Here is a 16,022-nt window from a genome sequence, read left to right as displayed (position 1 = left end):
TCGCGGCGCGCCCTCAACCTCCGATTGAGGGTTTGAGTGAATACTGAGTCCACCTCAGCTCTTCCCCATCATCGCGAGGACCCCATGTCTGACGTTCCATCGAGTGTCCTGGGCGGGTCGTACGACCGCCCGGCCGACACCTCGGCCCGTATCCAGTTCCGCCGCGCCCTGACGCTGACCGCCATGACGCTCGTCATGCCCGGGTCGGCCCAGCTCGTGATGGGCAACAAGAAGGTCGGACGCATCAGCGTCCGCATCTGGCTCGCGTTCCTGGTCGTCGGAGCCGCGCTGCTGGTGGTCTCGCTGACCTCGCGCACGGGCCTGTTCTCGCTCATGACCAACCCGACCGTCCTGACGCTGGGGCGCTGGACGCTCATCGCCGGCGCGATCGCCTGGGTGGCCCTGATGATCGACGCCTGGCGCCTCGGTCGCCCGCTCGAGATGGCCCGCAAGCACCGTCTGTGGATGACGGGCCTCAACAGCGCCCTGTGCTTCGTCACGGCCGGTGTCATGTTCTTCGCGGCCCACATGGTCAGCACGTCGCAGTCGTTCGTCGGCACGGTGTTCTCGGCCAGCACGACGTCCGCCCCCGAGTCGGGCCGCTACAACGTCCTGCTGCTCGGCGGCGACTCCGGTCCGGACCGCAGCGGTGTCCGGCCCGACTCGCTGACGGTCGCGTCGATCGACAAGGACACCGGACGCACCGTGCTGATCGGCCTGCCCCGCAACCTCGAGGACGTCCCGTTCAAGCCCGGCACCGTCATGGACAAGGAGTTCCCGAACGGCTTCGACTGCGACGGCTGCTACCTCAACTCGGTCAACACGTGGGCCAACGACCACGCCGACCGCTACGGGACGAAGTCGCCCGGCATCAAGGCCACGATGGACGCCGTCGAGGAGATCACGGGTCTCAAGCTCAACTACTACGCGATGGTCAACATGAAGGGCTTCGCCAAGCTCATCGACGCCGTCGGCGGCGTGACGCTCGACGTGCGCGAGCGCACCGCGATCGGCGGCATCGGCTCGCCCGTGCGCGGCTACATCGAGGCCGGCAAGCAGAAGGTCACGGGCGACCAGGCCCTCTGGTACTCCCGCAGCCGGGTGCTGAACAACGACTTCTCCCGCATGGGACGCCAGAAGTGCGTCATCAACGCGATGGTCCAGCAGATGAGCCCCCAGAAGGTCCTGCTGAACGTCGGCAAGATCGCCAAGTCGGGCAAGGAGCTGCTCAGCACCGACATCCCGCAGAAGGACCTCGACGTCTTCATGGACCTCGCGCTGAAGGCCAAGTCGCAGAAGATCTCGACGGTCTCGCTGGTCCCGCCGGTCATCTACACCGGCAACCCCGACTACGTGAAGGTCCGCACCATGGTCGGCGCGGCGATCGACGAGGCCGAGGGCACCAACGCCGCGGCCAAGACCCACCTCGCGACGGCGGCGCTCTCGGTGCCGCCGACCCAGGAGCAGCAGGTCGAGGCCAAGGCCGCCGCGAAGAAGAAGGACCCGATCGAGGCCAACCAGAGCTCCGACCTGGCTGCGGCCTGCTGAGGTCCCGGCTGAGGACTGGCTGAGATCCGACGGTGGATGCGGTGACGGACGCCCTCATCAGCGATACTGGGGGCTCCGCCCGGCGGCGTCCGTCCGCCAGGCACGATCACGAGGAACCATGACGCATCGGGCCAGTCTGCTGGGCCGCGGCTACCAGGACCGCCACCTGGACTCGCCGCGTGTCCGATTCCGTCGTGTCCTCACGCTGTGCCTCATGACGATGGTCGTGCCGGGCTCGGCGCAGGTCGCGATGGGCAAGAAGATCATCGGCTGGACCGCGATCGTCGCGTGGTGCGCGGCGATCGCGGGAGCCGGCTACGCGTTCTACACGTTCCGCACCGACCGGGCCCGGGTGCTGGGCTGGTTCACCGATCCCGACGTCCTGCTGGCCACGCGCGTCTCGATGGTCGTGGCGGTGCTGCTGTGGCTCGTGCTGTTCGTCGACGCCTGGCGTCTCGGCTCGCCCGTGCGCCTGACGTTCGTGCGGGCGGCGGTCGTGACGGTCGTCAACCTCGCGATCATCGGCAGCGTGGCGGGGTCGACGGCCTTCGCCTCGCAGCTCATCCAGGTGCAGCGCAACGTCGTCAAGACGGTCTTCCCCGAGACCGAGGTGACCCCGCCGCTCGCGGGTCGCTTCAACATCCTGCTGCTGGGCTCCGACGCCCGCGCCGACCGCACGGGCGTCCGTCCCGACTCGATGACGGTGCTGAGCATCGACGCCGACACCGGCAAGTCGGTCATGGTCTCGCTGCCGCGCAACCTCGAGAACGTCCCGTTCCGCAAGGACTCGCCGCTGGCCGCGGTCTACCCGTACGGCTACAACTGCGGCGACGAGTGCCTGCTGAACGCGGTGCACACGATGGCGCAGGACCGCAAGGACCTCTACCCCGACAGCAAGGACCCGGGCCTCGACGCCACGATCGACGCGATCGAGGGTGCGACCGACCTGACGATCAACTACTACATCATGGTCAACCTCAACGGCTTCAAAGGTCTCGTCGACGCCGTCGGCGGCGTCGAGATGGACGTCAAGACCCGCATCGCGATGTTCGGCCACGACGACGCCTACAAGAACGTCTACATCGAGCCGGGCCGGCAGAAGCTCGACGGGCAGGAGGCGCTCTGGTACGCCCGCAGCCGGGTGCAGTCCGACGACTACGCCCGCATGGGACGCCAGAAGTGCCTGATGGCGGCGATGGCCGATCAGCTGAGTCCGGCCAAGGTGCTGACCAACGCGACCAAGATCGCGAGCTCCGGCAAGCAGCTGCTCAGCACCAACATCCCGCAGACCGAGCTCGGCCGCTTCGCCGACCTGGCCCTGAAGGCGCGGGGTAAGCAGATCCGCACGGTCTCGATCGTCCCGCCGCAGTTCAACACCCAGACGCCCGACTTCGACGCGATCCACGCCGCGATCAAGACCGCGATCGACGAGTCGGAGGGCGACGCCGCGAAGCCCGCCACCGGCGGCGGGACGGGCTCGACGACCGGCACGCCGACGACGCCGACGCCGACCACCCCGACGACGCAGTCGCCCACCGAGGGCCGCGCGGCCAACAACGCCGAGGACCTGCAGACCGCCTGCTGAGGCGTCAGCAACCAACCTGATGGCAGCGAGGGCCGCCACCACAGGCCGAGCGAGCGCAGCGCGTCACTTGTCCTGGGCGGCGTGGTAGGCGGCGATGACCTCGTCCGGCTCGCCGTCCATCAGCAGCGTCCCCTGGTCGAGCCAGATGACGCGGCTGCACGTGTCCTTGATCGACTGCATCGAGTGGCTGACGAGGAACACCGTGCCGGCGTCGTCGCGGATCTCGCGGATGCGGGCCTCGCTGCGCTTGCGGAACGTGCGGTCACCGACGGCGAGGGCCTCGTCGACGATCAGGATCTCATGCGTCGCCATGCTCGCGATCGCGAACTTGAGACGGGCCGTCATGCCCGAGGAGTACGCGCGCATCGGCAGGTCGATGAACTTCTCGAGACCGGCGAAGGCCACGACGTCGTCGTAGCGGGCCTCGATCTCGTCCATCGTGAAGCCCATCGCGAGCCCGCCGAGGATGATGTTGCGCTCGCCGGACAGGTCCTTCAGCAACGCCGCGCCGACGCCCAGCAGGCTCGGCCGCGACTCGGAGTAGATCGCGCCCTTGCTGGTGGGCGTCAGGCCCGCGATCGCCCGCATGAGCGTCGACTTGCCCGAGCCGTTGGTGCCGATGACGCCGATGCTGTCGTTCTGGTACGCCGTGAACGAGACGCCCTTGAGCGCGTGGACGGTGCGCATCTGCTTGCCGCGACCCTTGAGGCGCAGCGACTTGCGGTCGGCGGCGGACGGACGCTTGCCCGTCGCGAACACGTTGTACTCGACGTGCACGTCGTCGACGATCACGACGGGGGCGCGGGGCCCCTGCGGGACGTGCACGGGCGGGTGGGGCATGCCGAGGTCGTCGAGGTCGTCGATAGACCCGGACTGCTCGGTGGGATCAGTCGACACGTCCGTACCTCTCCTCGGCGCGCCAGAAGAACCAGACCCCGAACGCCAGCACGCCGATCGTCCACAGGATCGAGTAGACCCAGTAGTCGGTGTTGGTGTCGTAGAAGGGGCCGTCGAGCAGCGCCGCGCGGGCGATGCTGAGGAACTCGTGGACGGGCTGGTAGTCGGTCAGGGTCACGAGCCACGGGTGGCCGGGCGTGCCCTCGGGGTTGGCGGCCGACGGCGGCTTGGGGCCGAACCGCTCCTCGATGCTGAAGAAGATGCCGGTCGTGTAGAAGAAGAAACGCGTGATGAACGGCAGGAAGTTGTTGAGGTCGCGCCAGTGCACCGCGAGGCGGGCCGTGATCAGCACGATGCCGCACGTGAACGCGAAGAACAGGGCGAAGATCGGGATGATCAGCAGCCAGTGCCACGTGATCGGGTTGCCGGTGGCGACCAGGAACACGAGCATGATCGCGACGGTCGGCAGGAACTTCAGGAAGCGCTCGGTCACGGCGGCCAGCGGCAGCACCATGCGGGGGAACGCGAGGCTCTGCACCAGGGCCGAGTTGTTCGTGATGGCCCGTCCGCCGGCCGTCCACGACTGGGCGAAGAACTCGAAGACGAAGATGCCGATGATCAGGAACTCGACGAAGTGCGGCGGGCGGCCCTGGGGGCCGATCAGGACGCCGAAGACCGCGCCGTAGATCAGCGCGTTGAGCAGCGGCTTGAGGATGACCCAGAACATGCCGAGCGAGTTCTGCTGGTTCTCGGACTCGATGCGGAACTTGGCCATCGAGAAGATGAACGACCGCCTGCGCCACACCTCGGTGACGTACTCGCGCAGCGAGGGGCGTCCGCCCACCTTGGTGAGGCCTGCGCTGGCGGCCTCGTCGGCGATTGTCATTGCGTGTCGGGTCCCTACTGTTCGGACGATCGTGGCCTCGGGAGGTACCGCGTCAGCCTCGGACGAGTGTAGAGGATCGATCTACGTGGGGGTTCCGCCCTCTTGGGCCGCCACGCGGTCCAGCTGCTCGGGCGTGGCCTGCGCGACGACGACCAGCGAGCCGCCGCCGAGGCACGCCGCGGCGAGCATCCGGGCGTCCCGGGCCGTGGGGCCCGGCGTCACGACGAGCCGGGCCGACGACGGTGCCGTCACGGCCAGGACGTCGGCATGCGTGCTGGTGCGTCCCTCGAGGTCGAGGGCGACGGTGCCGGCGGTCGGCGGGTCGACCGCCACGAAGTGGTCGCCGTGACCCGGGACCTCGGCCCCCAGGTCGAGGAAGCCCGCGGGTGCCTCGGCGAACCGTCCGCCGAGGGGTCGTAGCGAGGCCGCCAGGCGGTGCGGCTCGTCGGCCCGCAGCTCGGGCCCGCTGACCCCGATCCCGGCGTCGTGGTCGACGACCGCGGCACCGACGTTCCAGGCCGTCAGGATCCAGACCATCGTGAGCCAGTGGCTCGGCAGACCCAGCCGGATGCGAGCACCCGGCTCGACGTCGAGCTCGTCGACCAGGAAGTTGCTGGTCTTGGCGACCCAGTTCGCGGTCGTCGTCGTGCTGAGCTCGACGCGCTCGCCCGTCGACATGTCGTAGTAGGTCACGAGGGGCTGCGAGGGGTCGGCCGCCGCGCGCAGCAGGTGGTCGAGCGTCTTCACGGGGCCACCACCTCGCGCAGCGTCGCGACGACGGCCGTGACGTCCGCCGCGACGGTCCGCGCCTCGCCGGGCACGTCGGCCCGCAGACCCGCGACCCGCACCAGCTCGTCCGGCGCGGTGTCGTCGTGCTCGACGACGAGCACCTGCGCGCGCCCCCGGTCGTCGAGGACGTCGAGCAGACCCGGCGTGCGGAGCACGGGATCGATCGCCAGCGTGCGGCTCGACGGACCCAGCACCACGACGTCGCTGTCGCGCAGCTCGTCGGCGACCAGGGACGACACGCCCCACGCCTCGGCGACCAGCACCGTCTCGCTCGCGACGTGCGTCGACGGCGCGGCCAGGTACTCCTCGACGTGCACGGCCCGCGGCTGCTCGTCGTCGCCCTCGACCACGACGTGCAGCTCGGCTCGGTCATCGCTCATCGGCAGCAGCCGGTAGCCCAGGCCGCCACGTGACGCCGCCGCCAGCGTCGCCTGCGACAAGGAGTAGCCGGTGCCCAGCAGCTCGGTGCGGACCAGACGTGTCGCGACCGTCTGGTCGCTGGCCCGCTGCCACGCGGGGGAGTAGTCGATCGACCGCAGCTGGTCGGCCACCGCGAACGTCGGCGTCACGCCCGGCGGGCTGAGCAGGGCGTCCAGGTCGGGGCACGCCTTGAGCCAGGCCGACCAGTGGTCGCGGACGATCGGGGCGACGACCGTCAGCTCGTCGTCGGGCCCGAGGGCCGCCGCGAGCTCGTGCACGAAGGGTGCGCCGTCGGCGCCGGAGATGAGCGTGATCCGCATCCGGCCATTGTGTCCTGACCCGGCGCACCGTCGACCGGCGGCCACGACACGCCGCGAATCGCGTGGATCTTGCCAATCGGCTTGACATGTGAGAGGTCACGGGACTGTAATTCCATCTATGTCATTCGATCTGGAACTGTCGCACGAGCCCGATGAGGAACTCATGTGGCAGGAGCGTGCGCTGTGCGCCCAGACCGACCCCGAGGCGTTCTTCCCCGAGAAGGGCGGCTCGACCCGCGAGGCCAAGCGCGTCTGCCTGACCTGCGACGTCCGCGGCGAGTGCCTCGACTACGCCCTCGCCCACGACGAGCGCTTCGGCATCTGGGGCGGGTTGTCCGAGCGCGAGCGCCGCAAGCTCAAGAAACGAGCCTGAACGACCTGGCATCCCGCCTGGCGGCGTTATCGTCGGTCGGCGCACAAGACCGGTGCGCCTTCCCTCCTCTGCCTTGCCAGCCGGGCGCCAGCCCGCTCAGGTACGCGCCTGCGGGGTGAGGAGCTGACATCGGGCCGGACCCGCGGTTGGGGGAGATGGCCTAGGGTTGGCCGTTGTGGACGGGGTCGGTGAGGACGAGGTCGGCGCGACGCGCCACTGGCTCGACGACCCACCCACCGTCGGTGCCGTGCTGGTCGCCCACAACGGGGCCCGCTGGCTGCCGAAGGTCCTCGCGTCCCTGACGCACATGTTCCACGCGCCCACCGCCTGGCGGGCCGTCGACGTCGGATCGACCGACGGCAGCGCCGAGCTGCTCGCCGACTTCTTCGGCGCCGACCGCGTGACCCACGCCCCTGCCGGCACCGGGTTCGGCGACGCCGTCCGGCTCGGGCTGGCCGATCTGCCCGAGACCGACTGGCTCTGGCTCCTGCACGACGACGCAGCGGTGCTGCCCGGCACGCTGTCGGGCCTGCTCGACACCGCCACCTCGGCCACCGACATCGCGATGGTCGGCCCCAAGATCCGCGAGTGGCCGTCGTTGCGTCGCCTCCTCGAGGTCGGCGTGACCGTCACGTCGACCGGCGCGCGCGAGACGGGCCTCGAGACGGGTGAGCCGGACGCCGGACAGCACGACCGACCCCGCGACGTCCTCGCCGTCAACACCGCCGGCATGCTGGTGCGGCGCGACGTCTGGGACGAGCTCGGCGGGCTCGACCCCGACCTGCCGCTGCACTTCGACGACGTCGACCTCGGCTGGCGCCTCGCCCGCGCCGGCTACCGCACCCGCACCGCACCGACGGCCGTGCTGTTCCACGCCGAGTCGAGCCGCCGCGGGACCCGCCCACATGCACCGGGCGACCGGCCGCACTGGGAGCTGCGCCGCGCGGCGCTGCACACGCTGCTCGCCAACACCCCGATGCCGCACTTCGTGTGGCAGTACGTCCGTCTGTTCGTCGGCTCGCTCGTGCGCGTCGTCGGCCTCCTGATCGGCAAGGACCCCGAGGCCGCGGGCGACGAGCTGCTGGCGCTCCGCTCGACCTACCTGCACCCCGTCCGGCTCCTGCGGGCACGCCGCCGCAGGGCCCGCACCAGCCGCCGGTCGCACCGCGCGATCCGCGACCTGTTCCCGCCGTACTGGCTGCCGTACCAGCACGGGTACGACGTCCTGCGCGAGACCGTGACGGCCCTCGTCAAGCCCGAGGCCGCCTCGTCGGTCGGCCGCCGGTCGACCGCCGTCGAGCACGCACCCGACGAGGCGGTCGACCTCGACGACGGCCCGTCGCTGCTGCTGCGACGTCCGTGGCTGACCGCCGTCCTGACGCTCGTCGTGCTGTCGCTCGTCGCGGGGCGCGGTCTGCTCGGGGGTGGCCTCGACGGTGGCGCCCTGCTGCCGGCGCCCGGCACGGCCGGCGGCTGGTGGGGCCTGCTGTTCGAGCAGCGTCACGACGTCGGCCTGGGCAGCACGTCCCTGCCGCCGCTGTTCGCGCTGCCGCTGGCCGTCGTCGCGACCCCGGTCTGGTTCCACCCCGGCCTCGTCGTCACGGTCGTCATGGTGCTCGCCGTCCCGCTCGCCGCGCTCACGGCGCACCGGCTGGGCCGGCAGATCAGCCCGCACCGTCTGCCGCGTCTCGTGTGGGCCGTGTCGTACGGTCTCGCCGTCGTCGCGACGGGTGCCGTCGCCCAAGGACGCATCGGCACCGTCGTGGCGCTGATCGTCCTGCCGATCGTCGTCAACACCGCGTGGCAGCTCGCCGAGCAGCCGGGATGGCAGCTGGCCCTGCGCCTCGGCATCTGGATGTCGCTGGCGGCGGCGTTCGCCCCGATCGTCCTCGTGCTCGGGCTCGCGGGCCTGCTGGTGCTGTGGTGGTCGGAGGGCCGCTGGGTGAGCCGCCAGCTGCTCGTCGCCGTCGTGACGCCCCTCGTGCTGCTCGGGCCGTGGCTCGCGCAGCGCGCGCTCCGTCCGTGGCAGATGTGGTGGGAGGCGGGCCTGCCCGTGCCCGGCAGCGCCTCGGTCACCGACGTCGTCCTCGGCCGCGCGGGAGGTCCGGGCGCCGCTCCCGGTGTGCTGACGGTCGGCCTGCTGGTGCTCGCGGTCCTGGCGCTCGTGCCCACACGCACCCGCGCGGGCGTGCAGCTGGCGTGGACCGTCGCGCTGATCGGGCTCGGGGTCGCGCTCGCCGGCACCTTCGTGAGCTACTCGTCCGCCGACGGCGCCGCGTCCGTGACGGCCTGGGTCGGCGTGCCGACCGGGCTGTGGATCGGTGGGCTGGCGACCGCGGTGCTGCTGGCCGTGCCCGCCGTCGTCGACCGCGGGCGTCCCGTGGTCGTCGCCGCCGTCGTCGTCGCGCTCGTGATGCCGATCGGCACCGGCGTGTGGTGGATCGCCCGCGGCACGGCCGACCCGCTCGACGACGAGCCGCGGGCCGTCGTCCCGGCGTTCGTCGCCGACCGTCCGGGCGACACGCTCGTCGTCACGGGCTCGATCGCGTCGGGTGTCGAGATCGACGTCGTGACGGGCGACGGGCCGTTCCTCGGCCAGGAAGCCGTCGCGGCCTCGTCCGAGGCGACCGAGCGCGTCGCCCGGGCGGTGCGCCGCCTGCTGGCCCAGTCCACCGGCGCCGAGGTCGAGCGACTCGCCGCCGCCGGCATCGACGCGATCTACGCGCCGCGGGCCGACCCCGAGCTCGTCCGCCGCATCGACGCGACCCCGGCCCTCGAGCCGTCCGGCAGCGACGACCCCGACTCGCGCGTGTGGACCCTCGAGTCGGCCCCCGCCGCCGACCGGTCGTCCGCACCGTGGTGGCACCGGCCGCTGACGGGCCTGCAGGTGCTGCTCTGGCTCGTCGCGATCGTGCTGACCGCTCCGGTGCGCCGACGTGCCGAGCCCGCCCCGTTGCCCGGCGACGTCGAGGAGGTCTCCGCATGACCCCGTCCCATGGACCGCTCGACGTCCTCAAGGCGGCGGCCTTCCCGGCGCTCGCCGTCGTCCTCGTGCTCGCCGCCGTGCTGGCGCCGGGCGCCGACGGCGACGGCGACGGCGACGGCGCTCGGCGTCCGACGTCGGTCCCGGTGACGCAGTCGTCGTACGCGTGCCCCGCGGGCTCGATCATCACGGTGGCGTCGGGGCAGGTCGAGGCCGGGACGTCCGCGACGGCCGAGGTCCTGCCGTCCCGCACGCCCGCGTCGGGGCTCGCCGGCGCCGACGGGTGGCGCACGGCGGTCGTCGACGGCGAGGGCGTCGTCGTCGACCAGCAGGGCACGGGATCGGGGGCCGTCGGCTACTTCTCCGGCACCGCGCCGGCCTCGGGTGGCGGGGGCCTGGTGGTCGGCGCGTGCACGGGCATCGTCGACGACGCCTGGCTCCTCGGTCTCGGCTCGGGCAACGGTCACTTCTCGACCCTCATCCTGACGAATCTCGCGGGCTCGACCGCCTCGGTCGACCTGTCGCTGTGGGGGCCCGAGGGCCCCATCGACGCCGTCGATGCCGACGGCATCGTCGTCGAGCCGCACTCGGTGCGGCGCATCCGCCTCGACGAGCTGGCTGCGGGGGAGTCCGAGGTGGCGGTGCACCTGACCCGCCGCCGGGGCTCGGTCTCGGCGGTCGTCAACGACACCTCGACGTCGGCGCCCCGGGGCACCGAGCCGATCTCGGCCGCGCAGTCGCCGCGTCGCACCCAGGTCGTCGGCGGGCTCGTCGCAGGTGCCTCCGGACGCACGCTGCTGGTGCTGAACCCCGGCACGTCTACCGCCCGGGTCGACGTCGAGGTCGTCGGGCAGAAGGGCACGTTCACGCCCGAGGGCCTCGAGCAGGTCTCGGTCGCGGGTGGCACGGTGCAGGCGGTCACGATCCCCGCCTCCGCCGGGGCCGAGCCGCAGGCGCTGCGGCTGACGTCCGACCAGCCCGTGTCGGCGACCGTCAGGTCGGCCCCGACGGCCACCGACGTCGCGTACGCGGAGTCGACCCCGGCACTCTCGGGGCCGACCGTCGTCCCGGTCGCGCTGGGCGACCGCTCGTCGGTGCCGCAGCTGGTGCTGACGGCGGCCGAGGACGCGGCCTCGGTCGAGGTGCAGGCCTTCGACGCGTCGATGGCGCCCGTCGGGTCCCCGACCACCGTGACCCTGGCCGCCGGGACGACGACCGCCGTGCGGCCCGACGTCGAGGGGGCGGCCTACCTCGTCCTGCGACCGACGGGCCGGGTCGTGGCCGCCGCCACCTACACCGACGGCGACCGGGTCAGCTCGCTGGCGCTGTCGGCGGCCCCCGTGTCGGCCGAGGCTCCCCAGGTGCGGCCGGCGCGCTGAGCGTCGCCGGTCAGCGGGGCCGCGGGTCGAGGTCGTCGGGCGACATGTGCCACACCTCGGCGAGCCGGTCGAGGATCACCGACCACACGATCTCCTCGAGGTCCCGCTCCGTCACGCAGCGGTGCGTGATCGGGATGCGGAACACCAGGATGCGGTGACCGCCGGGGATCGCGGCGACGATGCTGAGCGGCACCTCGTCGGTCCACTCGGGCGGCAGCAGGGGAGCCTCGTCGACGACGATCTCGACGTGGTCGGGCTCGACCGTGAAGTGCGGCTCGAGCGCGGTGCAGATCTCCTCGACGAGCAGGCCGAACGACTCCCGCGACGGGCGGTGGGTCGGGATGCTGTCGGGCGACAGCGGACCGGGCAGCGCGACGGGTCCGCGAGGCCCGCGACCACGCCGGTCGCGCATGCGTCCGGGCCGGGGACCGCTGACGACCCCTCCCCAGCGGGAGGTCGGGCCGGAGGCCTCGCCATCGGTGCGCGATGTCATGCGGTGAGCCTAACGCCGTGGTGCGGACCGGCCCGCTAGCCTCGCCACGTGGGAACAGTTCGACGGTGCACGCGCTCGACGTGCTCGCAGGCCGCGGTGGCGACGTTGACGTACGTCTACGCCGACCAGACCGCTGTCCTCGGGCCGTTGGCGACGTACGCCGAGCCGCACACCTACGACCTCTGCGAGGCGCACTCGCAGCGCATGTCGGCGCCCCAGGGCTGGAGCGTCCTGCGGCTCGCCCCCGACCCGACCGCGGCCGAGCCGAACCGCGACGACCTGCTGGCGCTGGCCGACGCCGTCCGCGAGGCGGGTCGTCCGCCCGCCCCGGCCCCCGACGGACCACCTTCCCTTCGACTCGTGAGGCCTGATCAGTGATCGACCCCCGCCTGGAGCAGGTGGTCAAGGCGTACGACGTGCGCGGCCGCTCGCCCGAACAGCTCGACCCCACCCTGACCCGGGCCCTCGGCGAGGCCTTCGCGGTCGAGACCGGCATCGCCGGCGGACGCGGCGCGGCGGTCATCGGCCACGACATGCGCGACACCTCGCCCGTGCTGGTCGAGGCCTTCTCCGACGGCGTGCGGGCCCAGGGTGGCGACGTCGTCGCGATCGGGCTGGCGTCGACCGATCTGCTCTACTTCGCCTCGGGCGACCTCGACCTGCCGGGCGCCATGATCACGGCCAGCCACAACCCGGCCGCGTACAACGGCATCAAGCTGTGCCGGGCCGGCGCCAAGCCGATCGGCTACGACACGGGGCTGTCGGCGATCGCCGAGCACGCCACGACCCTGCTGCAGCGCACCGAGCTGCCCGAGCCGACCGGCTCGTACAGCGAGCGCGACGCGCTGAGCCGCTACGCCGAGTACCTGCACGAGATCGTGCCGGTTCCCGCGGGGCGTCGCCTGAAGGTCGTCGCCGACGCCGGCAACGGCATGGCGGGCCACACCGTCCCGTCGGTGTTCGCCTCGCTCGACGTCGAGCTCACGCCGATGTACTTCGAGCTCGACGGCACGTTCCCGAACCACGACGCCAACCCGCTCGACCACACGACGCTTGTCGACCTGCAGGCGAAGGTCCGCGAGACCGGCGCCGACATCGGGCTGGCCTTCGACGGCGACGCCGACCGCTGCTTCGTGGTCGACGAGCGCGGCGACGTCGTGTCGCCCTCGGCCATCACGGGCCTGATCGCGCACCGCGCGCTCCTGACGACGCCCGGCGCGACGATCCTGCACAACGTCATCACGTCCAGGGCCGTGCCCGAGATCGTCGCCGAGAACGGCGGCACCGCGGTGCGCACGCCGGTCGGCCACTCGCTGATCAAGGCCGAGATGGCCCGCACCGGCGCCGTGTTCGGCGGCGAGCACTCGGGGCACTTCTACTTCAAGGACTTCTTCCTCGCCGACTCCGGCATGATCGCGGCCCTGCACGTCATGGCAGCGCTGGCCGAGACCGACGGCACGGTGTCGCAGCTCATGGCGCAGTACGAGCGGTACGTCGCCTCGGGCGAGATCAACAGCACGGTCGACGACGGCCCCGCGATCCTCGACCGGCTCCGCGACGACTACGCCGAGCTCGACCAGGACACGATGGACGGGCTGACGGTCACGGCCGACACGTGGTGGTTCAACGTGCGGGCGTCCAACACCGAGCCGCTGTTGCGCCTGAACGTCGAGGGCGACGACGAGGCGACGATGTCCGCGGTCCGCGACGACGTCCTCGCCGTCATCCGCGGGGACTGAACGAGCAGCGCGGGCGACCGCGCGTCGGCCCCGGCACCGACTAGGGTGGGCGCATGAACCTCGACCCGGCTCTCCTCGAGATCCTCGTGTGCCCGCAGTGCCGTGCGACCCTGTTCGTCGACGACGACGCGAGCGAGCTCGTCTGCAACGCGTGCGCGCTGGCGTACCCCGTGCGTCGCGACATCCCGGTCATGCTCGTCGACGAGTCCCGGTCGCTGGCCTGATCGGGCCGTACCGGTCCCCGTTGGACCAACGAGCACGGCGCGCCGACGTCCCGCCCGCGGGACGCGCGAAGCGTCACACCGTCGAGGCCTCTTCAATTCGGCCATAATGCCCACCCGGCGTTAGGCTGGAGGCATGGATTACAACGTCGCAGACCTCTCCCTCGCGGAGTACGGTCGCAAGGAGATCGACCTCGCCGAGCACGAGATGCCGGGCCTGGTGGCCATGCGTGAGCGCTACGGCAAGAGCAAGCCGCTCGCCGGAGCCCGCATCGCCGGTTCGCTGCACATGACGATTCAGACCGCCGTGCTCATCGAGACGCTGGTCGAGCTGGGCGCCGACGTGCGCTGGGCGACCTGCAACATCTTCTCGACGCAGGACCACGCCGCCGCGGCGGTCGTCGTCGGTCGTGACGGCACCCCCGAGAACCCCCAGGGCACGCCCGTCTTCGCCTGGAAGGGCGAGACGCTGGCCGAGTACTGGGACGAGGCCGAGAAGGTCTTCGACTTCGCCGAGGGCGGACCCAACGTCCTGCTCGACGACGGTGGCGACATCACGATGCTGCTGCACCTAGGCGTCGAGTTCGAGAAGACCGGCGTCGTCCCCTCGCAGGACAGCACCGACAACGAGGAGTTCAAGGAGGTGCTGCGCGTCCTGGCCCGTTCGGTCGCCGCGAAGCCCGACCACTGGACCAAGATCTCGAAGGACATCAAGGGCGTCTCCGAGGAGACCACCACCGGTGTCCTGCGTCTGTACGACCGCTTCCGCGAGGGCACGCTGCTGTTCCCCGCCATCAACGTCAACGACTCGGTCACCAAGAGCAAGTTCGACAACAAGTACGGCTGCCGCCACTCGCTGATCGACGGCCTGAACCGCGCCACCGACGTCATGATCGGCGGCAAGGTCGCCGTCGTGTGCGGCTACGGCGACGTGGGCAAGGGCTCGGCCGAGTCGCTCCGCGGCCAGGGCGCTCGCGTCATCGTCACCGAGATCGACCCGATCTGCGCGCTGCAGGCCGCGATGGACGGCTACGAGGTCAAGCGCCTCGAGTCGGTCGTCGAGACCGCCGACATCTTCATCACGACGACCGGAAACTTCGACATCATCACGGTCGAGCACTTCCAGAAGATGAAGCACCAGGCGATCGTCGGCAACATCGGTCACTTCGACAACGAGATCAACATGGCCGGTCTGGCCAAGATCCCGAACATCGTCAAGGACGAGATCAAGCCGCAGGTCCACCAGTGGATCTTCGAGGACGGCAAGAAGATCATCGTGCTGTCGGAGGGACGCCTGCTGAACCTCGGCAACGCGACGGGCCACCCGTCGTTCGTCATGTCGAACTCGTTCACCAACCAGGTCCTGGCGCAGATCGAGCTGTTCACGAAGGCCGACGAGTACGAGCTCGGCGTCCACGTGCTGCCCAAGCACCTCGACGAGGAGGTCGCCCGCCTGCACCTCGACGCCCTCGGTGTCGAGCTGACGGAGCTGACCAAGGAGCAGGCCGCCTACCTCGGCGTGCCGATCGAGGGCCCGTTCAAGTCGGACCTCTACCGCTACTGAGCGGTCGGCACGACGCACGACGCACCACCCAGAACGAGCGCCCGGGTCACGATCCGGGCGCTCGTCCTGTTGTCGGCTCCGTATCATGGGACGCCTATGAGCGAGCGGGTGTGACGACATGAGCTACAGGCGGACCAAACGCGACCGTGTGCTCGTCGTCGACGACGACGCTTCCCTGGCCGAGATGCTGACGATCGTCCTGGAGGGCGAGGGCCTCACGACGGCGGTGTGCCGCTCGGGCGACCGGGTCATGGCGGCGTTCACGCAGTTCAAGCCCGACGTCGTGCTGCTCGACCTGATGCTGCCGGGGCTGGACGGCATGAGCGTGTGCCGGCAGATCCGTGCGGCGTCCGAGGTGCCCATCATCATGCTGACGGCCAAGGCCGACACCCCCGACGTCGTGGCCGGGCTCGAGGCCGGTGCCGACGACTACATCACCAAGCCGTTCAAGAACACCGAGCTGGTCGCCCGACTCCGGGCCCGTCTGCGGCGCTCCGACCAGCTCGCCGAGCCGCTCGAGTTCGGCGACATCGTGCTCGACCCCGCGGGCCACACGGTCTCGCGCAAGGGCGAGCCCCTCGAGCTCACGCCGCTCGAGTTCGACCTGCTGGCGTGCCTGCTGAGCGATCCGTCGCAGGTCTTCACCCGCGAGACGCTGCTGCAGAAGGTCTGGGGCTACCACCACCCGGGCGACACCAAGCTCGTGAACGTCCACATGACGCGGCTGCGGTCCAAGATCGAGGACGACGCCGACGACCCCCGGGTCATCCGCACGGTCCGGGGCGTCGGCTACCAGGCGATCCTCCCGGACGCATGACGGTCGTG

At 71.1% G+C, this 16,022-nt stretch carries 15 protein-coding genes; 10 read left to right on the top strand and 5 right to left on the bottom strand.

Features of this window, described 5'->3' with window-relative positions; genetic code table 11:
- The first annotated feature begins 84 nt into the window (after positions 1-84).
- A complete protein-coding gene (locus IFT73_RS13355; RefSeq protein ID WP_192168046.1) occupies positions 85-1,548 on the top strand; it encodes an LCP family protein in 1,464 nt (487 codons plus the stop codon).
- 214 nt (positions 1,549-1,762) lie between these two features.
- Positions 1,763-3,133: an LCP family protein gene (locus IFT73_RS13350; RefSeq protein WP_192168045.1), complete on the top strand. Its 1,371-nt coding sequence runs from the start codon at positions 1,763-1,765 to the stop codon at positions 3,131-3,133.
- A gap of 63 nt (positions 3,134-3,196) precedes the next feature.
- Here IFT73_RS13350 and IFT73_RS13345 read toward each other — a convergent pair whose 3' ends face one another.
- From IFT73_RS13345 to IFT73_RS13330, 4 genes are all read right to left on the bottom strand, one after another.
- The gene (locus tag IFT73_RS13345; RefSeq protein WP_371811270.1) at positions 3,197-4,030 is read right to left on the bottom strand and encodes an ABC transporter ATP-binding protein; all 834 of its coding nucleotides are present in this window, start codon (positions 4,028-4,030) and stop codon (positions 3,197-3,199) included.
- Positions 4,020-4,916, bottom strand: a complete 897-nt coding sequence (locus tag IFT73_RS13340; RefSeq protein ID WP_192168044.1) for an ABC transporter permease — start codon at positions 4,914-4,916, stop codon at positions 4,020-4,022. Before IFT73_RS13340 ends, IFT73_RS13345 begins: the two co-directional genes overlap by 11 nt.
- Positions 4,917-4,997: 81 nt before the next feature.
- Positions 4,998-5,663, bottom strand: coding sequence for a TIGR03089 family protein (locus IFT73_RS13335; protein ID WP_197984166.1), 666 nt, complete (start codon positions 5,661-5,663; stop codon positions 4,998-5,000).
- The gene (locus IFT73_RS13330; RefSeq protein ID WP_192168043.1) at positions 5,660-6,445 is read right to left on the bottom strand and encodes a 2-phospho-L-lactate transferase CofD family protein; all 786 of its coding nucleotides are present in this window, start codon (positions 6,443-6,445) and stop codon (positions 5,660-5,662) included. Before IFT73_RS13330 ends, IFT73_RS13335 begins: the two co-directional genes overlap by 4 nt.
- 118 nt (positions 6,446-6,563) lie before the next feature.
- On the opposite strand from IFT73_RS13330, the gene IFT73_RS13325 reads away from it, so the two are divergent.
- From IFT73_RS13325 to IFT73_RS13315, 3 genes are all read left to right on the top strand, one after another.
- Positions 6,564-6,818, top strand: coding sequence for a WhiB family transcriptional regulator (locus IFT73_RS13325; protein WP_056611083.1), 255 nt, complete (start codon positions 6,564-6,566; stop codon positions 6,816-6,818).
- A gap of 175 nt (positions 6,819-6,993) precedes the next feature.
- Positions 6,994-9,804, top strand: a complete 2,811-nt coding sequence (locus IFT73_RS13320; protein ID WP_192168042.1) for a glycosyltransferase family 2 protein — start codon at positions 6,994-6,996, stop codon at positions 9,802-9,804.
- Positions 9,801-11,180 (top strand): DUF5719 family protein, encoded by a 1,380-nt coding sequence (locus IFT73_RS13315; protein WP_192168041.1) that lies wholly within the window; start codon positions 9,801-9,803, stop codon positions 11,178-11,180. The genes IFT73_RS13320 and IFT73_RS13315 overlap by 4 nt, the downstream gene beginning before the upstream one ends.
- Positions 11,181-11,190: 10 nt before the next feature.
- Here IFT73_RS13315 and IFT73_RS13310 read toward each other — a convergent pair whose 3' ends face one another.
- Positions 11,191-11,673, bottom strand: coding sequence for a metallopeptidase family protein (locus IFT73_RS13310; RefSeq protein WP_192168040.1), 483 nt, complete (start codon positions 11,671-11,673; stop codon positions 11,191-11,193).
- Positions 11,674-11,721: 48 nt separating this feature from the next.
- Between IFT73_RS13310 and IFT73_RS13305 the strand changes: the two genes are divergently transcribed.
- The 5 genes from IFT73_RS13305 to mtrA all read left to right on the top strand — a co-directional run bounded on the left by IFT73_RS13305 (position 11,722) and on the right by mtrA (position 16,014).
- Complete coding sequence (locus IFT73_RS13305) at positions 11,722-12,051, top strand: DUF3499 family protein (RefSeq protein WP_192168039.1); 330 nt, start codon at positions 11,722-11,724, stop codon at positions 12,049-12,051.
- On the top strand, positions 12,048-13,412 hold the full coding sequence (locus IFT73_RS13300; RefSeq protein ID WP_371811269.1) for a phosphomannomutase/phosphoglucomutase: 1,365 nt from the start codon (positions 12,048-12,050) through the stop codon (positions 13,410-13,412). The genes IFT73_RS13305 and IFT73_RS13300 overlap by 4 nt, the downstream gene beginning before the upstream one ends.
- A 53-nt stretch (positions 13,413-13,465) precedes the next feature.
- Positions 13,466-13,636 carry a Trm112 family protein gene (locus tag IFT73_RS13295; protein WP_192168038.1) on the top strand — a complete coding sequence of 57 codons (171 nt, stop codon included), beginning with the start codon at positions 13,466-13,468 and terminating at the stop codon, positions 13,634-13,636.
- 133 nt (positions 13,637-13,769) lie between these two features.
- Entirely contained in the window at positions 13,770-15,197 is a 1,428-nt protein-coding gene (gene ahcY / locus IFT73_RS13290) for an adenosylhomocysteinase (protein ID WP_056611098.1), read from the top strand.
- A 118-nt stretch (positions 15,198-15,315) separates the two neighbouring features.
- Positions 15,316-16,014: an MtrAB system response regulator MtrA gene (gene mtrA / locus IFT73_RS13285; protein WP_192168037.1), complete on the top strand. Its 699-nt coding sequence runs from the start codon at positions 15,316-15,318 to the stop codon at positions 16,012-16,014.
- Positions 16,015-16,022: the final 8 nt, after the last annotated feature.

This window comes from Aeromicrobium sp. CFBP 8757, from assembly GCF_014841755.1.
Classification (GTDB): domain Bacteria; phylum Actinomycetota; class Actinomycetes; order Propionibacteriales; family Nocardioidaceae; genus Aeromicrobium.
This window is presented reverse-complemented; position numbering and strand designations above follow the sequence as displayed.

Coding starts and splice junctions, on each gene's coding strand:
- IFT73_RS13355 (WP_192168046.1), top strand. CDS start 85: ATGTCTGACGTTCCATCGAGTGTCCTGGGCGGGTCGTACGACCGCCCG.
- IFT73_RS13350 (WP_192168045.1), top strand. CDS start 1,763: ATGACGATGGTCGTGCCGGGCTCGGCGCAGGTCGCGATGGGCAAGAAG.
- IFT73_RS13340 (WP_192168044.1), bottom strand. CDS start 4,916: ATGACAATCGCCGACGAGGCCGCCAGCGCAGGCCTCACCAAGGTGGGC.
- IFT73_RS13330 (WP_192168043.1), bottom strand. CDS start 6,445: ATGCGGATCACGCTCATCTCCGGCGCCGACGGCGCACCCTTCGTGCAC.
- IFT73_RS13325 (WP_056611083.1), top strand. CDS start 6,564: ATGTCATTCGATCTGGAACTGTCGCACGAGCCCGATGAGGAACTCATG.
- IFT73_RS13315 (WP_192168041.1), top strand. CDS start 9,801: ATGACCCCGTCCCATGGACCGCTCGACGTCCTCAAGGCGGCGGCCTTC.
- IFT73_RS13310 (WP_192168040.1), bottom strand. CDS start 11,673: ATGACATCGCGCACCGATGGCGAGGCCTCCGGCCCGACCTCCCGCTGG.
- IFT73_RS13295 (WP_192168038.1), top strand. CDS start 13,466: ATGAACCTCGACCCGGCTCTCCTCGAGATCCTCGTGTGCCCGCAGTGC.
- ahcY (WP_056611098.1), top strand. CDS start 13,770: ATGGATTACAACGTCGCAGACCTCTCCCTCGCGGAGTACGGTCGCAAG.
- mtrA (WP_192168037.1), top strand. CDS start 15,316: ATGAGCTACAGGCGGACCAAACGCGACCGTGTGCTCGTCGTCGACGAC.